This is a genomic window from Exiguobacterium sp. s28 (assembly GCF_018618135.1).
Lineage (GTDB): Bacteria > Bacillota > Bacilli > Exiguobacteriales > Exiguobacteriaceae > Exiguobacterium > Exiguobacterium mexicanum_A.
The window spans coordinates 365708-382675 of sequence record NZ_JACSLL010000001.1; the positions used below are offsets into that span (position 1 = coordinate 365708).

General features: G+C 53.5%; 16 protein-coding genes and 1 riboswitch. Of the genes, 3 read left to right on the plus strand and 13 right to left on the minus strand.

Annotated features, from left to right (window positions below; all coding sequences use genetic code 11):
* Window positions 1-149: 149 nt before the first annotated feature.
* From KNP78_RS01870 to KNP78_RS01890, 5 genes are all read right to left on the minus strand, one after another.
* Window positions 150-1364: an MDR family MFS transporter gene (locus KNP78_RS01870; RefSeq protein ID WP_214823181.1), complete on the minus strand. Its 1215-nt coding sequence runs from the start codon at window positions 1362-1364 to the stop codon at window positions 150-152.
* Between the two features lie 102 nt (window positions 1365-1466).
* A complete protein-coding gene (locus KNP78_RS01875) occupies window positions 1467-2297 on the minus strand; it encodes a MetQ/NlpA family ABC transporter substrate-binding protein (protein WP_214752980.1) in 831 nt (276 codons plus the stop codon).
* A gap of 30 nt (window positions 2298-2327) precedes the next feature.
* On the minus strand, window positions 2328-2990 hold the full coding sequence (locus KNP78_RS01880) for a methionine ABC transporter permease (RefSeq protein WP_034778455.1): 663 nt from the start codon (window positions 2988-2990) through the stop codon (window positions 2328-2330).
* Window positions 2980-4008: a methionine ABC transporter ATP-binding protein gene (locus KNP78_RS01885; RefSeq protein WP_034778457.1), complete on the minus strand. Its 1029-nt coding sequence runs from the start codon at window positions 4006-4008 to the stop codon at window positions 2980-2982. The genes KNP78_RS01880 and KNP78_RS01885 overlap by 11 nt, the downstream gene beginning before the upstream one ends.
* A 78-nt stretch (window positions 4009-4086) precedes the next feature.
* A riboswitch (SAM riboswitch) is annotated at window positions 4087-4192 on the minus strand.
* Between the two features lie 454 nt (window positions 4193-4646).
* Entirely contained in the window at window positions 4647-4904 is a 258-nt protein-coding gene (locus KNP78_RS01890; protein WP_114166832.1) for a thioredoxin family protein, read from the minus strand.
* Between the two features lie 187 nt (window positions 4905-5091).
* Here KNP78_RS01890 and KNP78_RS01895 point away from each other — a divergent pair, with 187 nt between their 5' ends.
* The gene (locus KNP78_RS01895; RefSeq protein ID WP_214796977.1) at window positions 5092-6144 is read left to right on the plus strand and encodes a PTS sugar transporter subunit IIC; all 1053 of its coding nucleotides are present in this window, start codon (window positions 5092-5094) and stop codon (window positions 6142-6144) included.
* Window positions 6145-6186: 42 nt separating this feature from the next.
* Here KNP78_RS01895 and gcvH read toward each other — a convergent pair whose 3' ends face one another.
* From gcvH to KNP78_RS01925, 6 genes are all read right to left on the minus strand, one after another.
* Entirely contained in the window at window positions 6187-6570 is a 384-nt protein-coding gene (gene gcvH / locus KNP78_RS01900; RefSeq protein WP_021065488.1) for a glycine cleavage system protein GcvH, read from the minus strand.
* Between the two features lie 39 nt (window positions 6571-6609).
* The gene (locus KNP78_RS01905) at window positions 6610-6972 is read right to left on the minus strand and encodes an arsenate reductase family protein (protein WP_034778464.1); all 363 of its coding nucleotides are present in this window, start codon (window positions 6970-6972) and stop codon (window positions 6610-6612) included.
* 45 nt (window positions 6973-7017) lie between these two features.
* Window positions 7018-7746, minus strand: a complete 729-nt coding sequence (locus tag KNP78_RS01910) for a hypothetical protein (RefSeq protein ID WP_214823182.1) — start codon at window positions 7744-7746, stop codon at window positions 7018-7020.
* Window positions 7747-7835: 89 nt separating this feature from the next.
* Complete coding sequence (locus tag KNP78_RS01915) at window positions 7836-9620, minus strand: acyl-CoA dehydrogenase family protein (RefSeq protein ID WP_214823183.1); 1785 nt, start codon at window positions 9618-9620, stop codon at window positions 7836-7838.
* Window positions 9621-9633: 13 nt separating this feature from the next.
* A complete protein-coding gene (locus tag KNP78_RS01920) occupies window positions 9634-10806 on the minus strand; it encodes an acetyl-CoA C-acetyltransferase (protein WP_131485041.1) in 1173 nt (390 codons plus the stop codon).
* 19 nt (window positions 10807-10825) lie between these two features.
* Window positions 10826-13237: a 3-hydroxyacyl-CoA dehydrogenase/enoyl-CoA hydratase family protein gene (locus KNP78_RS01925; RefSeq protein WP_214823184.1), complete on the minus strand. Its 2412-nt coding sequence runs from the start codon at window positions 13235-13237 to the stop codon at window positions 10826-10828.
* Between the two features lie 214 nt (window positions 13238-13451).
* Here KNP78_RS01925 and KNP78_RS01930 point away from each other — a divergent pair, with 214 nt between their 5' ends.
* Both KNP78_RS01930 and KNP78_RS01935 read left to right on the plus strand, forming a co-directional pair.
* Window positions 13452-14354, plus strand: a complete 903-nt coding sequence (locus KNP78_RS01930; protein ID WP_371743398.1) for an SDR family oxidoreductase — start codon at window positions 13452-13454, stop codon at window positions 14352-14354.
* Between the two features lie 249 nt (window positions 14355-14603).
* Window positions 14604-15026: a hypothetical protein gene (locus KNP78_RS01935; RefSeq protein WP_214823185.1), complete on the plus strand. Its 423-nt coding sequence runs from the start codon at window positions 14604-14606 to the stop codon at window positions 15024-15026.
* 99 nt (window positions 15027-15125) lie between these two features.
* On the opposite strand, the gene KNP78_RS01940 is transcribed toward KNP78_RS01935, so the two are convergent.
* Together KNP78_RS01940 and trhA are read right to left on the minus strand one after the other, a co-directional pair.
* A complete protein-coding gene (locus KNP78_RS01940; RefSeq protein WP_214823186.1) occupies window positions 15126-16043 on the minus strand; it encodes a proline dehydrogenase family protein in 918 nt (305 codons plus the stop codon).
* Window positions 16044-16201: 158 nt separating this feature from the next.
* Complete coding sequence (gene trhA, locus KNP78_RS01945) at window positions 16202-16873, minus strand: PAQR family membrane homeostasis protein TrhA (protein ID WP_034778486.1); 672 nt, start codon at window positions 16871-16873, stop codon at window positions 16202-16204.
* Window positions 16874-16968 lie beyond the last annotated feature (95 nt).

Sequence of the window (16968 nt, forward strand, 5' to 3'; positions counted from 1 at the left end):
TACCCCTTCCGTTTTCTCGCCATTTTTGGCGTAGATTAGATATATTCTAATCTTAATCTAGGCAATTTTTTATTTCAAGCGACTCACCTTATTATTCATTCTCAATAAAACTTAAATGTTGAGAATGAGAATATCGGGAAATCAAGACTTTATCCAACTTTTTCCTCGATTAAGGCCAAACTTGCTTTCCGTTCTTTCAAGGCGCCGGCGAAGAAGAAGGCGCCGCAAGCCGTCAACACGGCCAAGCTTCCAAACACTGGCAACGCGGCGTTATCAAACCCATCGAGCAACACTCCGCCGATGACAGGGCCGATCGTCTGACCGAGCGCCGTCAACCCCATCGCCCCGAAATACGTCCCGCGCAGGTGAGCCGGTGCCAATTCGTCCGTCAGTACGTCCGTCATCGTGAACATGAGCACCTCACCGATTGTGAAGATGATCATCGCGATGAACAACACCCACGTCTCGGTCGCAAAACCGATGAGCAGGAGCCCCGTCGACAGCGTCCCGACGCCGAAAAAAAGTGACTTGATCGGCGACACGCGAATCCCGAAGCGCATGATCGGATATTGGACGATGAGGACGGTGATCGCATTGACCGTCAACAGATAGGCGAACAAACGTGAGCCATCGCTGAAGCCGTCATGGAACGCGATGAACTGCGGCAACGTCGCATTGAACTGACTATAGCCGATGATGGCGAAGATCATCCCGATGATGACGTAGCGGAACGTCTTATCTTGTTGTAACACACGGAACGTCTCCGTCAAGCGCGGCCGGACTTTGACGCCGTCCCCTTCCTCGAACGGATATTTCCGGAACAACGTCGAGATGACGAGACCGTATAACACATAGACGCCCGTGACGACGAAGAAGGCGCTCTTCGCCCCGGTGAGCGACAACACGACCGCGAGCAATGGACCGATCGCCGCCGCGATATTGATTAAAAAGTAGCGGACATTGTAGACGATGACGCGCTGGTCCGGTTGCGTCGTGTCGCTGATGAGCGCGCGGGACGCCGGTTCGAGGAACGAACGTGACACGCCCATAAGTACCGAGAACATGTAAAACCAAAATAATTCCGTCACGAGCGCGAAGCCGCTGAACGTGATCGCGTTCAAGGCGATCCCGATGAGCATCAACTGTTTGCGCCCGTAGCGGTCAGACAGCGTGCCCCCAAAAAAGCTCATGAATAACCCCGATAACGCCGAGATGGCGAACACCGTCCCGATGACACTTGCCGAGAAACCAAGCGTCGCAAGATAAATCGCAAAAAACGGCATAACAAAAAATGTCGACAGCCGGGCAAAAAATGTACCAAATAAGACACCCAGCGTCAGCGGATGAATGTGTCGTATGTTCATCCGGATCCCCCCTTTTTCTACATATATGTAGTGTACTTCTATTGGTGCGCCAAAACTACTCCAAACAAAAAAGGCCCGGGATATCCCGAGCCTTGACGACAATTATTGTTTGACCGGTACGACTGCACCTTTGTATTCGTCCAAGATCCACTGTTGTGTCTCTTCTGACGTGAGGACTTCAAGGAGTGCCTTGACGCGCTCGTCGTCTTCGTCGCCTTCACGTGTGACGATCAAGTTGACGTAAGGTGAGTCTTCGCCTTCGAGGGCGATCGCGTCTTCGAGCGGGTTGAGGCCGGCATCGATCGCGTAGTTCGTGTTGATGAGGACCGCGTCCCCTTCACCGTTGTTGAACGCTTGCGGGAGAAGTGCCGCTTCAACGTCCGTCTTGAACTCCAAGTTTTTCGGATTGTCGACGATGTCTGAAACCGTCGCGTCCGTCGTCTTGCCTTCTGCGAGCGTGAGTAAGCCTTCTGATTGGAGCATCGTGAGGATTCGTCCGTGGTCAGCGACTGACGAACTCATGATGATTTCAGCGCCTTCTGGCAGCTCATCGAGTGATTTGTAGTCTTGTGAGTAGACACCGATCGGCTCGATGTGGACGCCGCCGGCTGATGCGAATTTGTAGTCTTTGTTCTCAGCCATTTGCGACTCGAGGTACGGCTCGTGTTGGAAGTAGTTCGCGTCGAGTTCGCCGTCCGCGAGCGTTTTGTTCGGGAGGACGTAGTCTTGGAACTTCTTGATTTCGAGCGTATAGCCCTTCTCTTCGTAGTCGTCTTGAATGTGCTCTAAAATCTCAGCGTGCGGGACGTTTGACGCACCGACGACGAGCGTCTTGTCATCGCCCGAACCTGATTCTGAATCTCCGCCGCAAGCTGCGAGAATCGTGAGTGCTGAAGCTGCTGTCAATCCGAGTACTGTTTTCCATGATTTCATTATAAAACCCCTCCAAATTTTCTATTTAGATCAAGCGGAACGCTTGTCAATTACTGATACGAGTCGATCGCCGATGAACTGGATGACGAAGACGATAACCAAGATTAAGACGGTCGCGACGAACGTGACGTCACTCTGTGAACGCTGGAACCCTTCGAGGAACGCCAAGTTCCCGAGTCCCCCGCCCCCGACGACCCCTGCCATCGCCGTATAACCGACGATTGCGACGATCGTGACCGTGATGCCTGACACGATGGCCGGCAATGCTTCTGGGAACAACACTTTATAGACGATTTGCCATTTTGTCGCACCCATCGATTCAGCCGCCTCGATGACGCCGCGGTCGACTTCGCGAAGGGCGAGCTCGACCATCCGCGCATAGAACGGAGCCGCACCGATAATGAGCGCCGGCAACGCTGCCGTCGACCCGAGCATCGTCCCGACGACGAGTAACGTGAACGGGATGAGCAAGATGATCAAAATGATGAACGGAATCGACCGGAACACGTTGACGATTGCGCTGATGACCGTGTAAATCGGACGGTTTTTCATCATGAGCGGTTCGTTCGTGACGTATAAGAGCATCCCGAGGGCGAGACCGATGACGAACGTCGCGGCTCCGGCGACGAGCGTCATATAGAGCGTCTCCCACGTTTGCTCGAGCATGACTTGCCAATCTACATTAGGAAACATCGCTTTCTACCTCCACTTCCACTGCCTGCGACCGGATTGAGGCGATGGCCCGCTCGACTTCAGCCGGCTCTCCGATCAATTGGATGAATAATGTCCCGAGGGCACCGACTTGTGACTGCGTCACGTTCCCGCCGATGATGTTGAAGCCGATGTCATGTTGCTTCAACACTTCTGACAGAATCGGTTGCTCGGCCGTCTCGTTCAAGAATTTGAGCTTGACAATTTGACCGCTCGGATAACGCGCTTTCAAGTGCTCGAACGTGAGCGACATGTCTTCGACCGCGCCGATCTGTTTGACGAACTCTTTCGTGATCGGCTGTTCCGGATGTTGGAACACCTCGGCGACTTGTCCGGTCTCGACGACCTTCCCGGCCTCCATGACGGCGACGCGGTGGCAAATCTTTTGGATGACGTGCATCTCATGGGTGATGAGGACGATCGTCAATCCCAGCTTTTTATTGATGCTGACGAGCAGTTCGAGAATCGAATCGGTCGTCTTCGGGTCGAGTGCGCTCGTCGCTTCATCGCAGAGGAGCACTTCTGGATTCGTAGCGAGCGCACGGGCTATCCCGACTCGCTGCTTTTGACCGCCCGATAGTTGCGACGGATAGCTGTCTTCCCGTCCGCCTAAGCCGACGAGTTCGACAAGTTCTTGGACGCGGCGTTTGCGTTCGCTGGCCGGTACCCCGATGAGCTCGAGCGGGAAGCTGATGTTCTCAGCGACCGTGCGTGACCATAATAGGTTGAAGTGTTGGAACACCATCGAGACGTTTTTACGTACCCCGCGTAGTTCCTTCGGCGTGAGCTTCGTCAGCTCGCTGCCGGCGACCACGATTTCACCGCTAGACGGTGCCTCGAGTCGGTTGAGCAAGCGGATGAGCGTCGACTTCCCCGCCCCTGAATATCCGATTATTCCAAAAATTTCGCCGCTTTCGATGGTAAGCGACACATCATCGACCGCCTGGACCCGACCGTTTTTCGTATCGAACCATTTGGCCACATTGCGTAGTTGAATCAATCCATTTCCCTCCTGACAACAAAAAAAGTACGCACGTTTGAGCAAACGTGCGTACTTTATCGGTACGGACAACGATTGCTCTCATCTTCCAAGGTTTACACCTTGCTGGAATTAGCACCATTTCGGATTGCTCCGCGGTTGCTGGGCGTCATAGGGCCAGTCCCTCAGCCTCTCTTGATAAGAGTGGTTGCGTATTTGATTAGCTTTATCATAGCGACACATTATTTTCATGTCAAACTATTTTTTTCAGACAAATTAAAAAAAGGTGCCATCCGAGGATGACACAGAACGTAGCACCTTGAGTCACTGAAGGACAACCCATAGATGAACCTCTTTTGCCCGATCAGAGCATTCATCCTTATATGGGGGATTTTTACCCGACCATCACTCGGTCTTCGAACGGACCATGCAATTACGCGACCGGTGCCCCGACGCTTGATTTTTTTGGGGGACAATCGAAGGGAAGGTCCACCTGAAATCGCGTAAGCTCATGCAACGGTTGTTCGAAAACGTCTTGCTGACGGGAAAATCTCGTCCTATGTTGTGTTCAAGTAAGATGTTGTAATGAATATATCATTCGTGAACTTTCTGTGTCAACTGATTATTTAAAATTTTCAGATTATTCTAATCATCCTATCTCATTTGACGAAAGATAGGACGTGCTGGACGTTTTGAAACGCATACAAACGATCGCGAACTTGGCCATTTTCCAGCTTCAATAGCGCCGGGACGCTCATGACTTGATACGCCTCGAGCTCGTTCGGGATAAAGTTGGCATCGCGCTTTTCAATCTGGAGTTCGGGGTCGACGGCCTCGACGACCGAGAGCATCCGCTCGGCCACGGCGCATGTACCGCACATCGGGGCGTATATATATAAGAATCCGTCTGTCATCATTGTTCTCACCTCTTTTCTAAGTATATGAATCCGGGCCGGTCGGTTCAAAAGTTGTGCTCAAATGGAAAATTCTGAACATTTCAACATTTCTTATTGACGCTCGCTAGAAAGAGGCATAGTATGGTCATTAACTTTATTGCTTTTGTACATAACAGCATACCAGTAGAAAAGGACAGGTGAATCCCCAATGACGGAAGAGAAGCTTACCGGAAAACAGTTTTTGATGAACGTCTTGAACGGCCTCAGTCTTGCCATCCTCATCGCCCTCATCCCGAGCGCCTTGCTCGGTGAATTAACGAAAGCCATCTTACCTTATGTTCCGTCACTGCAGTTCATCTTAGATGCGACGACAATTGCAATGCGTCTCTTACCGGTCATCATCGGTGTCGCTGTCGCCATGCAGTTCGGACGCTCGGCTCTCGAGGCCGGTACGATCGGCATCGCGACCCAAGTCGGGAGCGGCGCCATCCGCATCGAGGAAGGGGCGTTCCTCATGGCTGGAATCGGTGACGTCATCACGGCCGGTGTGACGGCCGCTCTCGCGACGTTCCTCGTCATGCAGTTGTCGCCACGCTTGAAGACATACACGGTACTCGTCTTACCGATGACGGTCATCGTCGTCGCCGGAGGGATCGGGGCGTTCCTGCTCACTTACATCTCACAAATCACGACATACGTCGGGACGATCATTATGACGATGACGGAACTACAGCCGATCGTGATGGGCATGTTGATCGCCATGGCGTTCTCGCTCATCATCGTCTCGCCAATCTCGACGGTCGGCATCGCCACAGCGATCAGCCTGTCTGGTGTCGCGGCCGGGGCCGCCAACCTAGGGGTCGTCGCCGCCGGCTTCGGTCTCGCCATCGCCGGCTGGCAGATGAACGCGACCGGAACGTCGATCGCCCACTTCCTCGGGTCACCGAAGATTCAAATGGCGAACTTCGTCCGTCGTCCGATCATGATGTTGCCCGTACTCGCCAATGCGGCCATCCTCGGAGCGCTCGCAGGCATCCTTCGGATCGAAGGGACGCCGATCAGTGCCGGTTTCGGCGTCTCCGGCCTCATCGGGCCAATCAACGCCTTGCATTTGATGCCGGGAGGCTTCGCGCTCTGGAACGTCATGCTCGTCATCGTCTTATTCGGACTCATCCCGATAACGCTCGGAATCATCTTCTACCGCCTGTTCAACCGGACGTCGCTCATCCAGCCTGATCACTACCGCCTCGATTTTGAATGAACAAAAAAGCCCGGCTTCTCGTGAAGAGAAACCGGGTTTTGTTTAGCCTTGAATCATCGCTTCGTATTCTTCGGCTGACATGAGTTTGTCGACGTCTGACGCGTCGTTCAACTCGACTTCGATCATCCAAGCGCCTTCGAACGGTGCCTCGTTGACGAGTTCTGGTGAATCGGCGAGTGATTCGTTCACCGCTGTGATTTTTCCAGAGATTGGAGCGTACAATTCTGAAACGGTTTTGACCGACTCGACCGAACCGAACGGCTCATCGAGTAAAATCGTGCCGCCGACTTCAGGAAGTTCTACAAAGACGATATCCCCTAGTTCGCTTTGTGCGAAATCCGTGATCCCGATGCGGGCCACGCTTCCGTTCACTTCAACCCATTCGTGCTCTTTTGAATAACGTAGATTGGCAGGTACTTTGCTCATCTTAACTTCCCCCTCAAATGAATTAGACTCACACGAGTATTATAGCACTTCGCCCCAAACGTCTGTAAACGACTTTTCTGAAAATCCGACAGTTGATTTTTGACCATCTGTCACGATTGGACGCTTTAAAAGCATACCATTGCTCGCGAGAAGCTCGAGTTGTTCGTCTTCTGATAGATTTGGCAGTTGATCTTTGATGCCTTCGTTTCGATATACTTGGCCGCTCGTATTGAAGAATTTTTTGAGCGGGAGACCCGACTGTTTCCATAGTTCGGCCAGTTCATCTTTCGACGGTGTCGCCTCGACGATATGGACGTATGTATACTCGACGTCGTTCTCTTTCAGCCACTTCTCTGCTTTTTTACACGTACTGCATGGCGGATAGCCATATAGTGTCACCATGTTCATCACCTCTTCTATAAATGTAGCACATTCCGAACCGACCATTCACGCTTCAAGCAAACGCTCAATCTCTCGCTTCAACGACGCGTTCACCGGATGACGCGCCTCGATATAACCGAGAATCGCAGCTGCCGCCTCGACGGAACGCCCATAGCCTAATACCCCTTGCTCAAGGAGCCTAGTCACGTCAGGATGCTTCGTCTCGACGCGTCGCGTCGGATTGAACGGATCACTCATCTCTCCATGTGCCTTCAGCACGTTATTGATCGCCGCGACTTGAATGAGTTCAAAGCCCGCAAGTCGCTCGCCACGTCGCTCCCGGAGCAATCCGACGTATAGGTTCGTCAGCGCCTCTTCATAGCAATACGTGGCGTCAGGGACGTCTGTGACGACGTTAGGCGTCGCGAAGGCGTGGAGAGCCTCGTCCCGCTCCCAGACGACACGGCCTGGCGTGTAGGCGATGCCAGGCATCTCAACGACTTCAAACACGGCAAACTCACCATAAATGCCGTCCTCATACATGATCTTGTGCCCGTCTTTCGTATTTTGAAACTGATACACCAGCGGTTCAACGGCGAGCCAATCCAAATTGTCGATAAAGCGGGCCTTATGTCCGTCCTCGACAATTAAAAAGAAATCGAGGTCCGAATAGTCATCGAGCCGGTCCGTCTCGAGCCCGATCGAACCGAGCGCGAGGAGCATGAGTGTGCCATCATGCTCTGCGACTGAGCGGCCAATCGCATCCATCCGTTCTAACAATGCCTTACGTCTCATCTACTTCGCCTCCTTCCGTCCATTGTACGGTGTCGGCAAGGCAAAAAGAAAGGGCCGACCGCGTCCGGTCCACCCTTTCTCTCGCTTGCTTACACGATAAACTTGTTCGCTTTGATGAGGCTCGCTGCGACTTCGCGTTTCGTGCCGATGACGTTGATTGGCTGATAACGGCTGAACTTCTTCATCGCCGATAAGAGCATGCGCTGCTCGTCGCCCGATGCGGCCGCGTACAAGACTTCTTTCGCCATGAGTTCGACTTGCTTGAACACTTGCTCGGCGAAGATTTCGGTATAGCGGACTTTCTGTCCGTTCTTCTCAACGCCTGTGCGGGCGATGGCTTTATCCGTCCGCGCGATGGCCGCTTCAAGCGCATAGATGGCGCTGATGATGTCGGCGATCTTCGCGAGAATCTCTTGCTCGTTCTGAAGGTCTTGCTGATATTTCTGGACGGCCGTTCCGGCGATCATCAAGTTGATTTTCTTCATGTTCGACAGAAGCATCTTCTCGCGTGCGAGCGGTGAGCCGTCGAGCTCTTGCGGCATGTAGCTCATGAGCTCTTTTTGGAGTTTCTGTGCCTCGGCGAGGAGTGGTAAGTCGCCTTTCATCGCTTTCTTGAGGAGCGTGCCCGGCACGATCAAGCGGTTGATCTCGTTCGTTCCTTCGAAGATGCGGTTGATGCGTGAGTCACGGTACAAGTTCTCGACTTCATATTCGGTCATGAAGCCGTAGCCGCCGTGGATTTGGACCGCTTCGTCGACGACGTAGTCGAACGTCTCCGAGGCGAACACTTTGTTCAACGAACATTCAATCGCATATTCAGCGATCGCTTGGGCGACTTTCGAGCCGTCGCGCATGTTTTCGTCGCCGAGGGCGTCGAGACTGTCTTGGAACAGACCGCCCGTCCGGTAGACCGAGCTCTCCATCGCATAGATGTTCGCGGCCATCGTCGCGAGTTTCTCTTGGATGAGCGGGAACTGGCTGATCGGCGTCTTGAACTGTTTACGTTCGTTCGCGTACTGGACCGAAAGATCGAACGCACGTTTCGACGAACCGACCGCACCGACGGCGAGTTTGTAACGACCGACGTTCAAGATGTTGAAGGCGATGACATGGCCTTTGCCGATTTCTCCGAGGAGGTTGTCGACTGGGACTTCGACGTCTTCTAAGATGAGCGTCCGTGTCGATGAGCCTTTGATGCCCATCTTCTGTTCTTCGGCCCCTGTCGAGACCCCTTTGAAGTCACGCTCGACGATGAAGGCGCTGAACTTGTCGCCGTCGATTTTCGCGTAGACGACGAACACGTTCGCGAAACCGGCGTTCGTGATCCATTGCTTCTCGCCGTTCAACACGTAGTGCGTGCTGGCTTCGTTCAAGACGGCCGTCGCTTTCGCACCGAGCGCGTCCGAGCCTGAGCCTGGCTCTGTGAGGGCGTACGCCGCGATCCATTCGCCGGTCGCGAGCTTCGGCAAGTACTTATGCTTTTGCTCTTCCGTTCCGAAGAAGACGATTGGGAGTGTCCCGATCCCAACGTGGGCGCCGTAGCTGAGGGCGAATGAACGTGCCTTGGCGAACCGCTCCGTGATGATCGATGACGAGATCTTATCAAGCTGATAACCGCCGTACTCTTCTGGCACGTCCGCGCCGAGGAGACCGAGCTCGCCCGCTTCTTTCAACAATTCGACCGAGAGATCGAACTCATGTTTCTCGATGCGTCCAAGGACAGGCATGACACGGTCGTCGACGAAACTCGCCGTCGTGTCGCCAATCATCTTGTGCTCATCTGAGAAGTCTTCCGGTGTGAACAAACGATCCGCGTCGAGTGCGTCGATGACGAAGCTACCGCCTTTAATCAATTCGTGTTCTGTACGTTCCATTGTCAATTCCCCCTTATAGTAATTCGAAGACGCCAGCAGCACCCATACCGCCACCGATGCACATCGTCACAACCCCATACTTTTCATTGCGTCGTTTCATCTCATGCAAGATCGAGACCGCGAGTTTCGCGCCCGTGCAACCGAGCGGATGCCCGAGAGCGATCGCGCCTCCGTTGACGTTCACTTTCGACGGGTCGATGCCGAGTTCACGGATGACGCCGAGCGATTGGCTCGCGAACGCCTCGTTCAGTTCGAACAATCCGACTTCTTCCAACTTCACGCCGGCCATCTCGAGTGCTTTCGGGATGGCGACGACCGGGCCGATCCCCATCACTTCCGGACGGACACCGCCGACCGCGAACGAGAGGAATTTTGCCATCGGTTTCAAGCCTTGACGTTCGGCTTCTTCGCGCTCCATGACGAGCACGGCTGCCGCGCCATCGGACACTTGTGACGCGTTCCCCGCCGTCACCGAGCCCTTGATTTTGAATGCCGGGCGCAGTTTACCGAGCGCCTCGAGCGTCGAGTCGGCACGGACGCCTTCGTCATGTTTGACGACGAGTTCACGTTCCGCGACTTTCCCGTCTTCGCCGAGCACGTGCTCGACGACCGTGACCGGGACGATCTCTTCTTCGAACTTGCCGCCCGCGATCGCTGCCGCCGCTTTTTGGTGGCTATCGATCGCGAACAGGTCTTGGTCTTCGCGCGAGATGTTATATTCGGCCGCGACACGTTCTGCCGTGTGTCCCATGCTCATATAGTATTCCGGAGCCGTCTCCATGATTGTCGGATTTGGACGGATGACGTGGCCGCCCATTGGGACGAGGCTCATCGATTCCATACCGCCGGCGATGACCGCCGTCGCTTGACCGATCATGATTTTCGCTGCCGCGTCGGCAATCGCTTGAAGGCCGGACGAGCAATATCGGTTGATCGTGATGGCTGGTACTTCGTGCGACAAGCCACCTCGTACGGCCGCGTAACGGGCGATGTTCATCCCTTGTTCCGCTTCCGGCATGGCGCACCCCATGATGACGTCGTCGATTGGTCCCGTGTAGCCAGACCGCTCGAGCGTCGCTTTAATCGCATGACCCGCGAGTTCGTCCGAGCGAACGTTTCGGAACGAACCGCGTTTTGCTTTTCCGACCGGCGTTCGTGCGCCGGCCACGATGACTGCTTCTCTCATCTGTTAAGTCCCCCTTTTGTCAGTTCCGAAGTGGCTTGCCTTTGACGAGCATATGTTGCATCCGTTGCTGCGATTTCGGTTCCCCGATGAGGCTTAGGAACGCCTCGCGCTCGATGTCGAGGAAGTACTGCTCGTCGACCATCGTGCCGTATGCCAAATCGCCGCCGCTGATGACGTGGGCAAGTTTTTTCGCGATCTTCAGATCGTGTTCAGAGATATAGCCACCGTAGAACATCTCGTACGCTGCGAGTTCGAGCGTCGCTTTCCCCGTTTGACCGACGACCGGCAATTTCTCACGGACCGGTGCCGTGTAGCCGTCAGCGAGTCCGAGCACCGTCTGTTTCGCGTCGAACGTCAAGTGGTCGCGGTTCATCGAGATGCCGTCGACCGGACGGTGATAGCCGAGCGCTTTCGCGTCATAGGCCGACTTCGATACTTTCGCCATGGCGATATTCTCGAACGTCTGTTGCGCCGCTTTCTCGATGTTTTGCATCGACTTCGGTGTCTGCTCGAGGAGGCGACGATACGTGTTGAGGTTTCCGCCCCCGCCTGGGATGAGGCCGACGCCGACTTCGACGAGACCCATATACGTCTCGAGCGCCGCCTGCATGCGTGCGGCCGGCAAGCTGATTTCGGTTCCGCCGCCGAGCGTCATGCCGTAAGGTGCGACGACGACCGGGCGACCCGCGTAGCGAATCTTCTGGACGACTTGTTGGAACTTGTTGATGATCCAATCGAGCTCGTACCAGTTCTCGTCTTCCGCTTCCATGAGCATCATCGCGAGGTTGGCACCGACACAGAAGTTCTTACCATCGTTGGCGAGGACGAGTCCTTTGAAGTCGGTCTCGACGAGGTCGATCGACTGTTCAATCATCTGCATGATGTCGACACCGATCGCATTGTTCGGTGACGTGAACTCGAGGGCGACGACGTCGTCTCCGATATCGATGAGGCGGGCCCCACCGTTCTCGAGCACGATCCCGTTCGACTTGGCGAGCGGGGCGAGTTTCACTTCTTTCGGGTTGACGGTCTTCTCAACGTACGTCTGTGACGCTTGGTCGTAATACTGGTCTCCCTTATAGAACGATGTGTGTCCGGCAGCGAGCATCTCATCGATCCACGCCGGGACGTCATAGCCTTCCGCTTTCATGCGGGCGACCGACTTCTCGACACCGAGTGCGTCCCATGTCTCGAACGGTCCGAACTTCCAGCCGAAGCCCCACTTCATCGCGTCATCGATGGCGACGATCGAATCACTGATCTCGCCTGTGAGACGAGCCGAGTAGACGAGCGTCTTCGCCGTGACCGGCCAGAGCAGTTGTCCGATGCGTCCCTTGTTCAAGATGGCGCCTTTCAGCTTCGCTTTCGAACCTGGGAGCGATTTGATTTGGTCGAGCTCCGGTCCTGTAATCGCTTTCAATTGTTCGTATTCGAACGTCTCGAGATTCAGTTCCTGGATGACTTTTCCGTCTTTCTTGTAGAAGCCTTGTCCGGCCTTTTGACCGATCCATCCCTTCTCGACGAGCGTCTTCATTTCAGCAGGGACGTTGAACGTATCCTTCTCTTCACCGGCGTCGAGCGTCTCATAGACGTTTCCGGCGACGTGGACGAACGTGTCGATGCCGACGACGTCGAGCGTGCGGAATGTCGCCGATTTTGGCCGGCCGATGAGCGGTCCGGTGATCGAGTCCATCTCGCCGATCGAGGCGTTCTGCTTGAGCATCTCTTCGAACGTGACGAGGAGTCCGTACGTGCCGATGCGGTTCCCGATGAAGTTCGGTGTGTCTTTCGCTTCGACGACGCCTTTCCCGAGACGGTCCTCAGCAAAGCGGGCCATGAAATCGATGACCGGGCGTGCCGTTTTCTCCGTCGGGATGAGTTCGAGCAGTTTCAAATAGCGCGGCGGGTTGAAGAAGTGTGTCCCGAGGAAACGTGCCTTCAAGCCTTCCGGCAATACGCTCGCCATCGCCTCGATCGAGATACCCGACGTGTTCGAGCTGAGAATCGCGTCTTCACGGATGTAAGGTGCGATTTTTTCGAACAGTTGCTGTTTCACATCGAGCCGTTCGACGACGACTTCGATGACCCAGTCCGCTTCCTTCAAGCGCTCGAGATCATCTTCTAAGTTCCCCACGTCGATGAAGTTCAAGTGCTCCGCTGTCGCGAGCGGTGCCGGGTTTTGTTTCAATAGCTTTTGACGGTTCTCAGAAGCGATGCGGTTCCGTACTTGTGGTGACTCGAGCGTGAGCCCTTTCGCTTCTTCTTTCGCCGTCAATTCACGTGGTACGATGTCGAGCATGAGCGAACGAATCCCCGCGTTCGCCAAGTGAGCCGCAATCCCCGCCCCCATTACTCCTGAACCGATGACGACCGCAAAACGAATGTTGCTCGTCAAACGGAGGTCGGCTGATTGTTCGATGTGACTCGTCATATTGTTCCCCCCTCAATGAGAATGAATAGTGATTCATTTCAAGCGTAAAAAAAATCGCAATCACCATCGTGTTTACTCTTCTATCATAAATGAATGACAATTCATTCGCAAGCGTTCATTTTTCAAATTCGTTCCAATTTCACCGAGGACGATTTATTTTTCGGTCACTGTGGTATAGACACAAAGAGTCAATTTTAGAAAGGGGAATGTATTCATGAGTGATAATCGTTTAAACACAATGGGGAACCGACAGGATTTTGAATCGTTCAAGAAAGACGGTCAAGAACAAGCCCATCAACCGGGAATCGATTCGAAGATGGAGCCGTACCCGATCTATGAACGTAAAGGATATAAAGGAAGCGATAAACTGAAAGATAAAGTCGCCATCATCACGGGCGGTGACTCCGGCATCGGGAAATCGGTCGCCATCTTCTTCGCCCACGAAGGCGCGAATACGGTCATCGTCTATAAAGACCAAAACGAGCTCGAGGACGCCGAGGCGACGAAAGAACGCATCGAAGAACTCGGTCAAGCTTGTCTATTGCTGCAAGGTGACCTCGGCGACTCGGCTTTCTGTCAAGACGTCGTCAAACAGACACTCGAGACGTTCGGCCATTTGGACATCCTCGTCAATAACGCAGCCGAGCAACATCCGCAGGAGTCGCTCCTCGATATCTCGGACGACCAGCTCGAGCAGACGTTCCGGACGAACATCTTCAGCATGTTCTATTTGACGAAAGCCGCCCTCCCGTACTTGAACGAAGGCGCAAGCATCATCAACACGACGTCGATCACAGCGTACGAAGGTAACGATCAATTGATCGACTACGCATCGACGAAAGGTGCAATCACGGCGTTCACGCGTTCGCTCGCCAAGAACTTGGCCGAGAAGAAGATTCGCGTCAACGGCGTCGCACCAGGTCCGATTTGGACACCGCTCATCCCAGCGACGTTCTCAGCGGAAAAAGTCGCCTCGTTCGGTGACTCGGCTGAGATGAAACGTCCGGGCCAACCAGCGGAACTCGCTCCGGCTTACGTCTATCTCGCAAGTGACGACTCGACGTACGTCAGCGGACAGGTCATGCACGTCAACGGTGGTACGGTCATCAACGGATGATTTGGGAAGGCTCAGTTTGTAGCTGAGTCTTCTTTTTATATTCAATGCGTCCTTTCGGCGCCCATGCTTTCAGCAGGCAATCCCGAAGCCTCCTCGCGCCGTTCCCGGCACGGCGGGGTCTTCGCTGGATTGCTTTCCTGCGTGAGTCAAGGCGTCGACGGACGCATTTCCCTGACACTGAAAACGACCGACACTCTATGTCATCCCCAATGTATACTAATACTAACAAGTAAAAATGGAGGCCCGTCGATGACAAGTCAGCATAACGATGAAGAATACAATGAAGACATTTTAGAGTTCGACCCTCACTTTGACCATGATGCCAAGATAGAAGTCAGTTTGAACGAGGCTGGCGTCAATTTTGTCGGCAACGCCGAAGGCTATCTTGCCCTCGCGAGAATGTTTACATTTTTAGCGCAAACACATATGTATATTCGTATGGAAGAAAATCCTTCGCCTGACATAAATACTTCCTATGGGTATGGTCCATATCATATGACCGATTACATCCGAGACGCGTTCATTCAAAATAAACAGTATCTGTTTACACCAGGCGCCTTGCAAGATGTGAACCCAGAATACGAGCAAGAGCTTTTCTTTTGGCTGTCCGATCAAATCGGTCCCGATTTTTGGGTAGAAAAAGATGAAGAAGCGTCAAACGCTGAATCGTGACACAATTTCTTAAAAAAACGCGCCTTGAATTGACCACATCAAATAATAGAGAACACATCAAAAAAGCACGAACGCCCTCGACGGACGTTCGTGCTTTTCTCATCTCTTGACCATCCCTTTTAAAACGAACGCGACGTTCGCCGGACGTTCTGCGAGGCGGCGCATGAAGTAGCCGTACCAGTCACGGCCGTATGGCACGTAGACACGGACTTTATAGCCTTGACGGACGAGCTCGAGTTGACGCTCGACCCGGATGCCGTACAGCATTTGGAACTCGAACTGGTCGAGTGGGATGTTGTTCAGTTTCACATGTTCGATGACCGCATCGATCATGTGGTCGTCATGTGTTGCGATAGAGGCGTAGTTCCCGTTCGCCAGATGGAGTTTGACGAGCTTCAAGTAGTTGTGGTCGACGTCTTCTTTCTCCGGGAAAGCGACCGTCGCCGGTTCCTTGTAAGCCCCTTTGACGATACGAAGATTCGGTTTGAGCGGCGCGAGATGATTGATGTCATCTTCCGAGCGGTACAAGTATGACTGGATGACCGTCCCCAGGCCCTCAAAGTCCGTTTTCAATTTCTTGAACAAGTCGAGCGTTTTCTCGCAGCGTGCCTCGTCTTCCATATCGATGGCAACGAACACACCGACTTCTTTCGCCGTCGTCAAGATTTGACGCATATTGTCTTCGATCAACTCGTCCGAGATATCGAATCCGAGCGACGTCAGCTTGAGCGACATGTACGCGTCAAGCTTCTCTTCCGCCATGATTTCGATGGCACGAACGATTTCATCCCGGTTTTCGTTCGCTTCTGCGACCGTCGTGATGAATTCCCCTAAGTGGTCGACCGTGACCGATAATCCTTTCGCGTTCAACTCACGAATCGTCGGCACCGACGTCTTGAAATCTTCCCCCGCCACAAAGCGCGAAGCCCCGAATCGAAGCCCGTATTTTTTAGCCAAACTGTTGAGTGTTTTGTTTTGAGACATGTAGATAAATCCATCGCGCAACACTTTTTCCATCTGATTTTCCCCCTTACGTTTACACCCATCTATCTCTATGACGATGTCTGAAATTATTATGACATACAAACGTCCATTCGTCTGTAATTTTGTAATCGTTTTCACCGATTCATTTCCTTAGATTTAGAAAAAAACAGACGCCCCGTGGGACGTCTGTTTTACAGGCTCGTATTCGGTGCCACATAGAGCAAAATACTGAGGAAAACGAGCACACTTCCAGCTAGGACGAACATATGCCAAATCGCGTGGTTGAACGGCAGTTTCTGCCACATGTAAAAGACGATCCCGACCGAATAGGCGATTCCTCCGGCGAGGAGCAACATGAACCCGTTATGTCCGATGGATTCGTACAGCGGGCGCACGACGATGATACAAATCCAGCCTAGCGCGAGATACGTCACGTTCGATACCCACATGTACTTCCCGGTCGAGAACAGCTTCCAGATGATACCGAGAATCGCGACACCCCAGACGATTCCGAACAACATCCAGCCGAGCTTCCCGTGGAGTGATACGAGCGCGAACGGCGTATAGCTACCCGCAATCAAGAAGTAGATCCCGGCATGGTCGAACACTTGGAGCACGCGCTTCGCCCGTGGATGCGGAATCGCATGCATGAGCGTCGAGAAGAGGTACAGCAAAATCATCGATACCCCGAACACGCTCACGGCGATGACGTTCCACGTGCTCCCCGTCTCGGTCGCCGTGTTCACGAGCAAGACGAGCGCGACGATGCTGAAGATGACCCCGAGGCCATGGGTGATGGCGCTCGCAATCTCTTCCCCGAGCGTGTCGGCATGGAGCATGTCTTTTAGCTTCTCTTGATCCATTCAGGTCCCACCTTTCAAATCTATTCCTCTAGTATGGTCATTTCCCGATTTTGTTGCAAACAAAAACATGGGCCGAAGCGACCCATGTCTGTGGA

What these genes read in the sequence shown, in the direction of transcription:
- KNP78_RS01870 (WP_214823181.1), bottom strand. Translation starts at nt 1,364, where the DNA reads ATGAACATACGACACATTCATCCGCTGACGCTGGGTGTCTTATTTGGT.
- KNP78_RS01875 (WP_214752980.1), bottom strand. Translation starts at nt 2,297, where the DNA reads ATGAAATCATGGAAAACAGTACTCGGATTGACAGCAGCTTCAGCACTC.
- KNP78_RS01880 (WP_034778455.1), bottom strand. Translation starts at nt 2,990, where the DNA reads ATGTTTCCTAATGTAGATTGGCAAGTCATGCTCGAGCAAACGTGGGAG.
- KNP78_RS01890 (WP_114166832.1), bottom strand. Translation starts at nt 4,904, where the DNA reads ATGATGACAGACGGATTCTTATATATATACGCCCCGATGTGCGGTACA.
- KNP78_RS01895 (WP_214796977.1), top strand. Translation starts at nt 5,092, where the DNA reads ATGACGGAAGAGAAGCTTACCGGAAAACAGTTTTTGATGAACGTCTTG.
- gcvH (WP_021065488.1), bottom strand. Translation starts at nt 6,570, where the DNA reads ATGAGCAAAGTACCTGCCAATCTACGTTATTCAAAAGAGCACGAATGG.
- KNP78_RS01905 (WP_034778464.1), bottom strand. Translation starts at nt 6,972, where the DNA reads ATGGTGACACTATATGGCTATCCGCCATGCAGTACGTGTAAAAAAGCA.
- KNP78_RS01910 (WP_214823182.1), bottom strand. Translation starts at nt 7,746, where the DNA reads ATGAGACGTAAGGCATTGTTAGAACGGATGGATGCGATTGGCCGCTCA.
- KNP78_RS01915 (WP_214823183.1), bottom strand. Translation starts at nt 9,620, where the DNA reads ATGGAACGTACAGAACACGAATTGATTAAAGGCGGTAGCTTCGTCATC.
- KNP78_RS01920 (WP_131485041.1), bottom strand. Translation starts at nt 10,806, where the DNA reads ATGAGAGAAGCAGTCATCGTGGCCGGCGCACGAACGCCGGTCGGAAAA.
- KNP78_RS01925 (WP_214823184.1), bottom strand. Translation starts at nt 13,237, where the DNA reads ATGACGAGTCACATCGAACAATCAGCCGACCTCCGTTTGACGAGCAAC.
- KNP78_RS01930 (WP_371743398.1), top strand. Translation starts at nt 13,452, where the DNA reads ATGAGTGATAATCGTTTAAACACAATGGGGAACCGACAGGATTTTGAA.
- KNP78_RS01935 (WP_214823185.1), top strand. Translation starts at nt 14,604, where the DNA reads ATGACAAGTCAGCATAACGATGAAGAATACAATGAAGACATTTTAGAG.
- KNP78_RS01940 (WP_214823186.1), bottom strand. Translation starts at nt 16,043, where the DNA reads ATGGAAAAAGTGTTGCGCGATGGATTTATCTACATGTCTCAAAACAAA.
- trhA (WP_034778486.1), bottom strand. Translation starts at nt 16,873, where the DNA reads ATGGATCAAGAGAAGCTAAAAGACATGCTCCATGCCGACACGCTCGGG.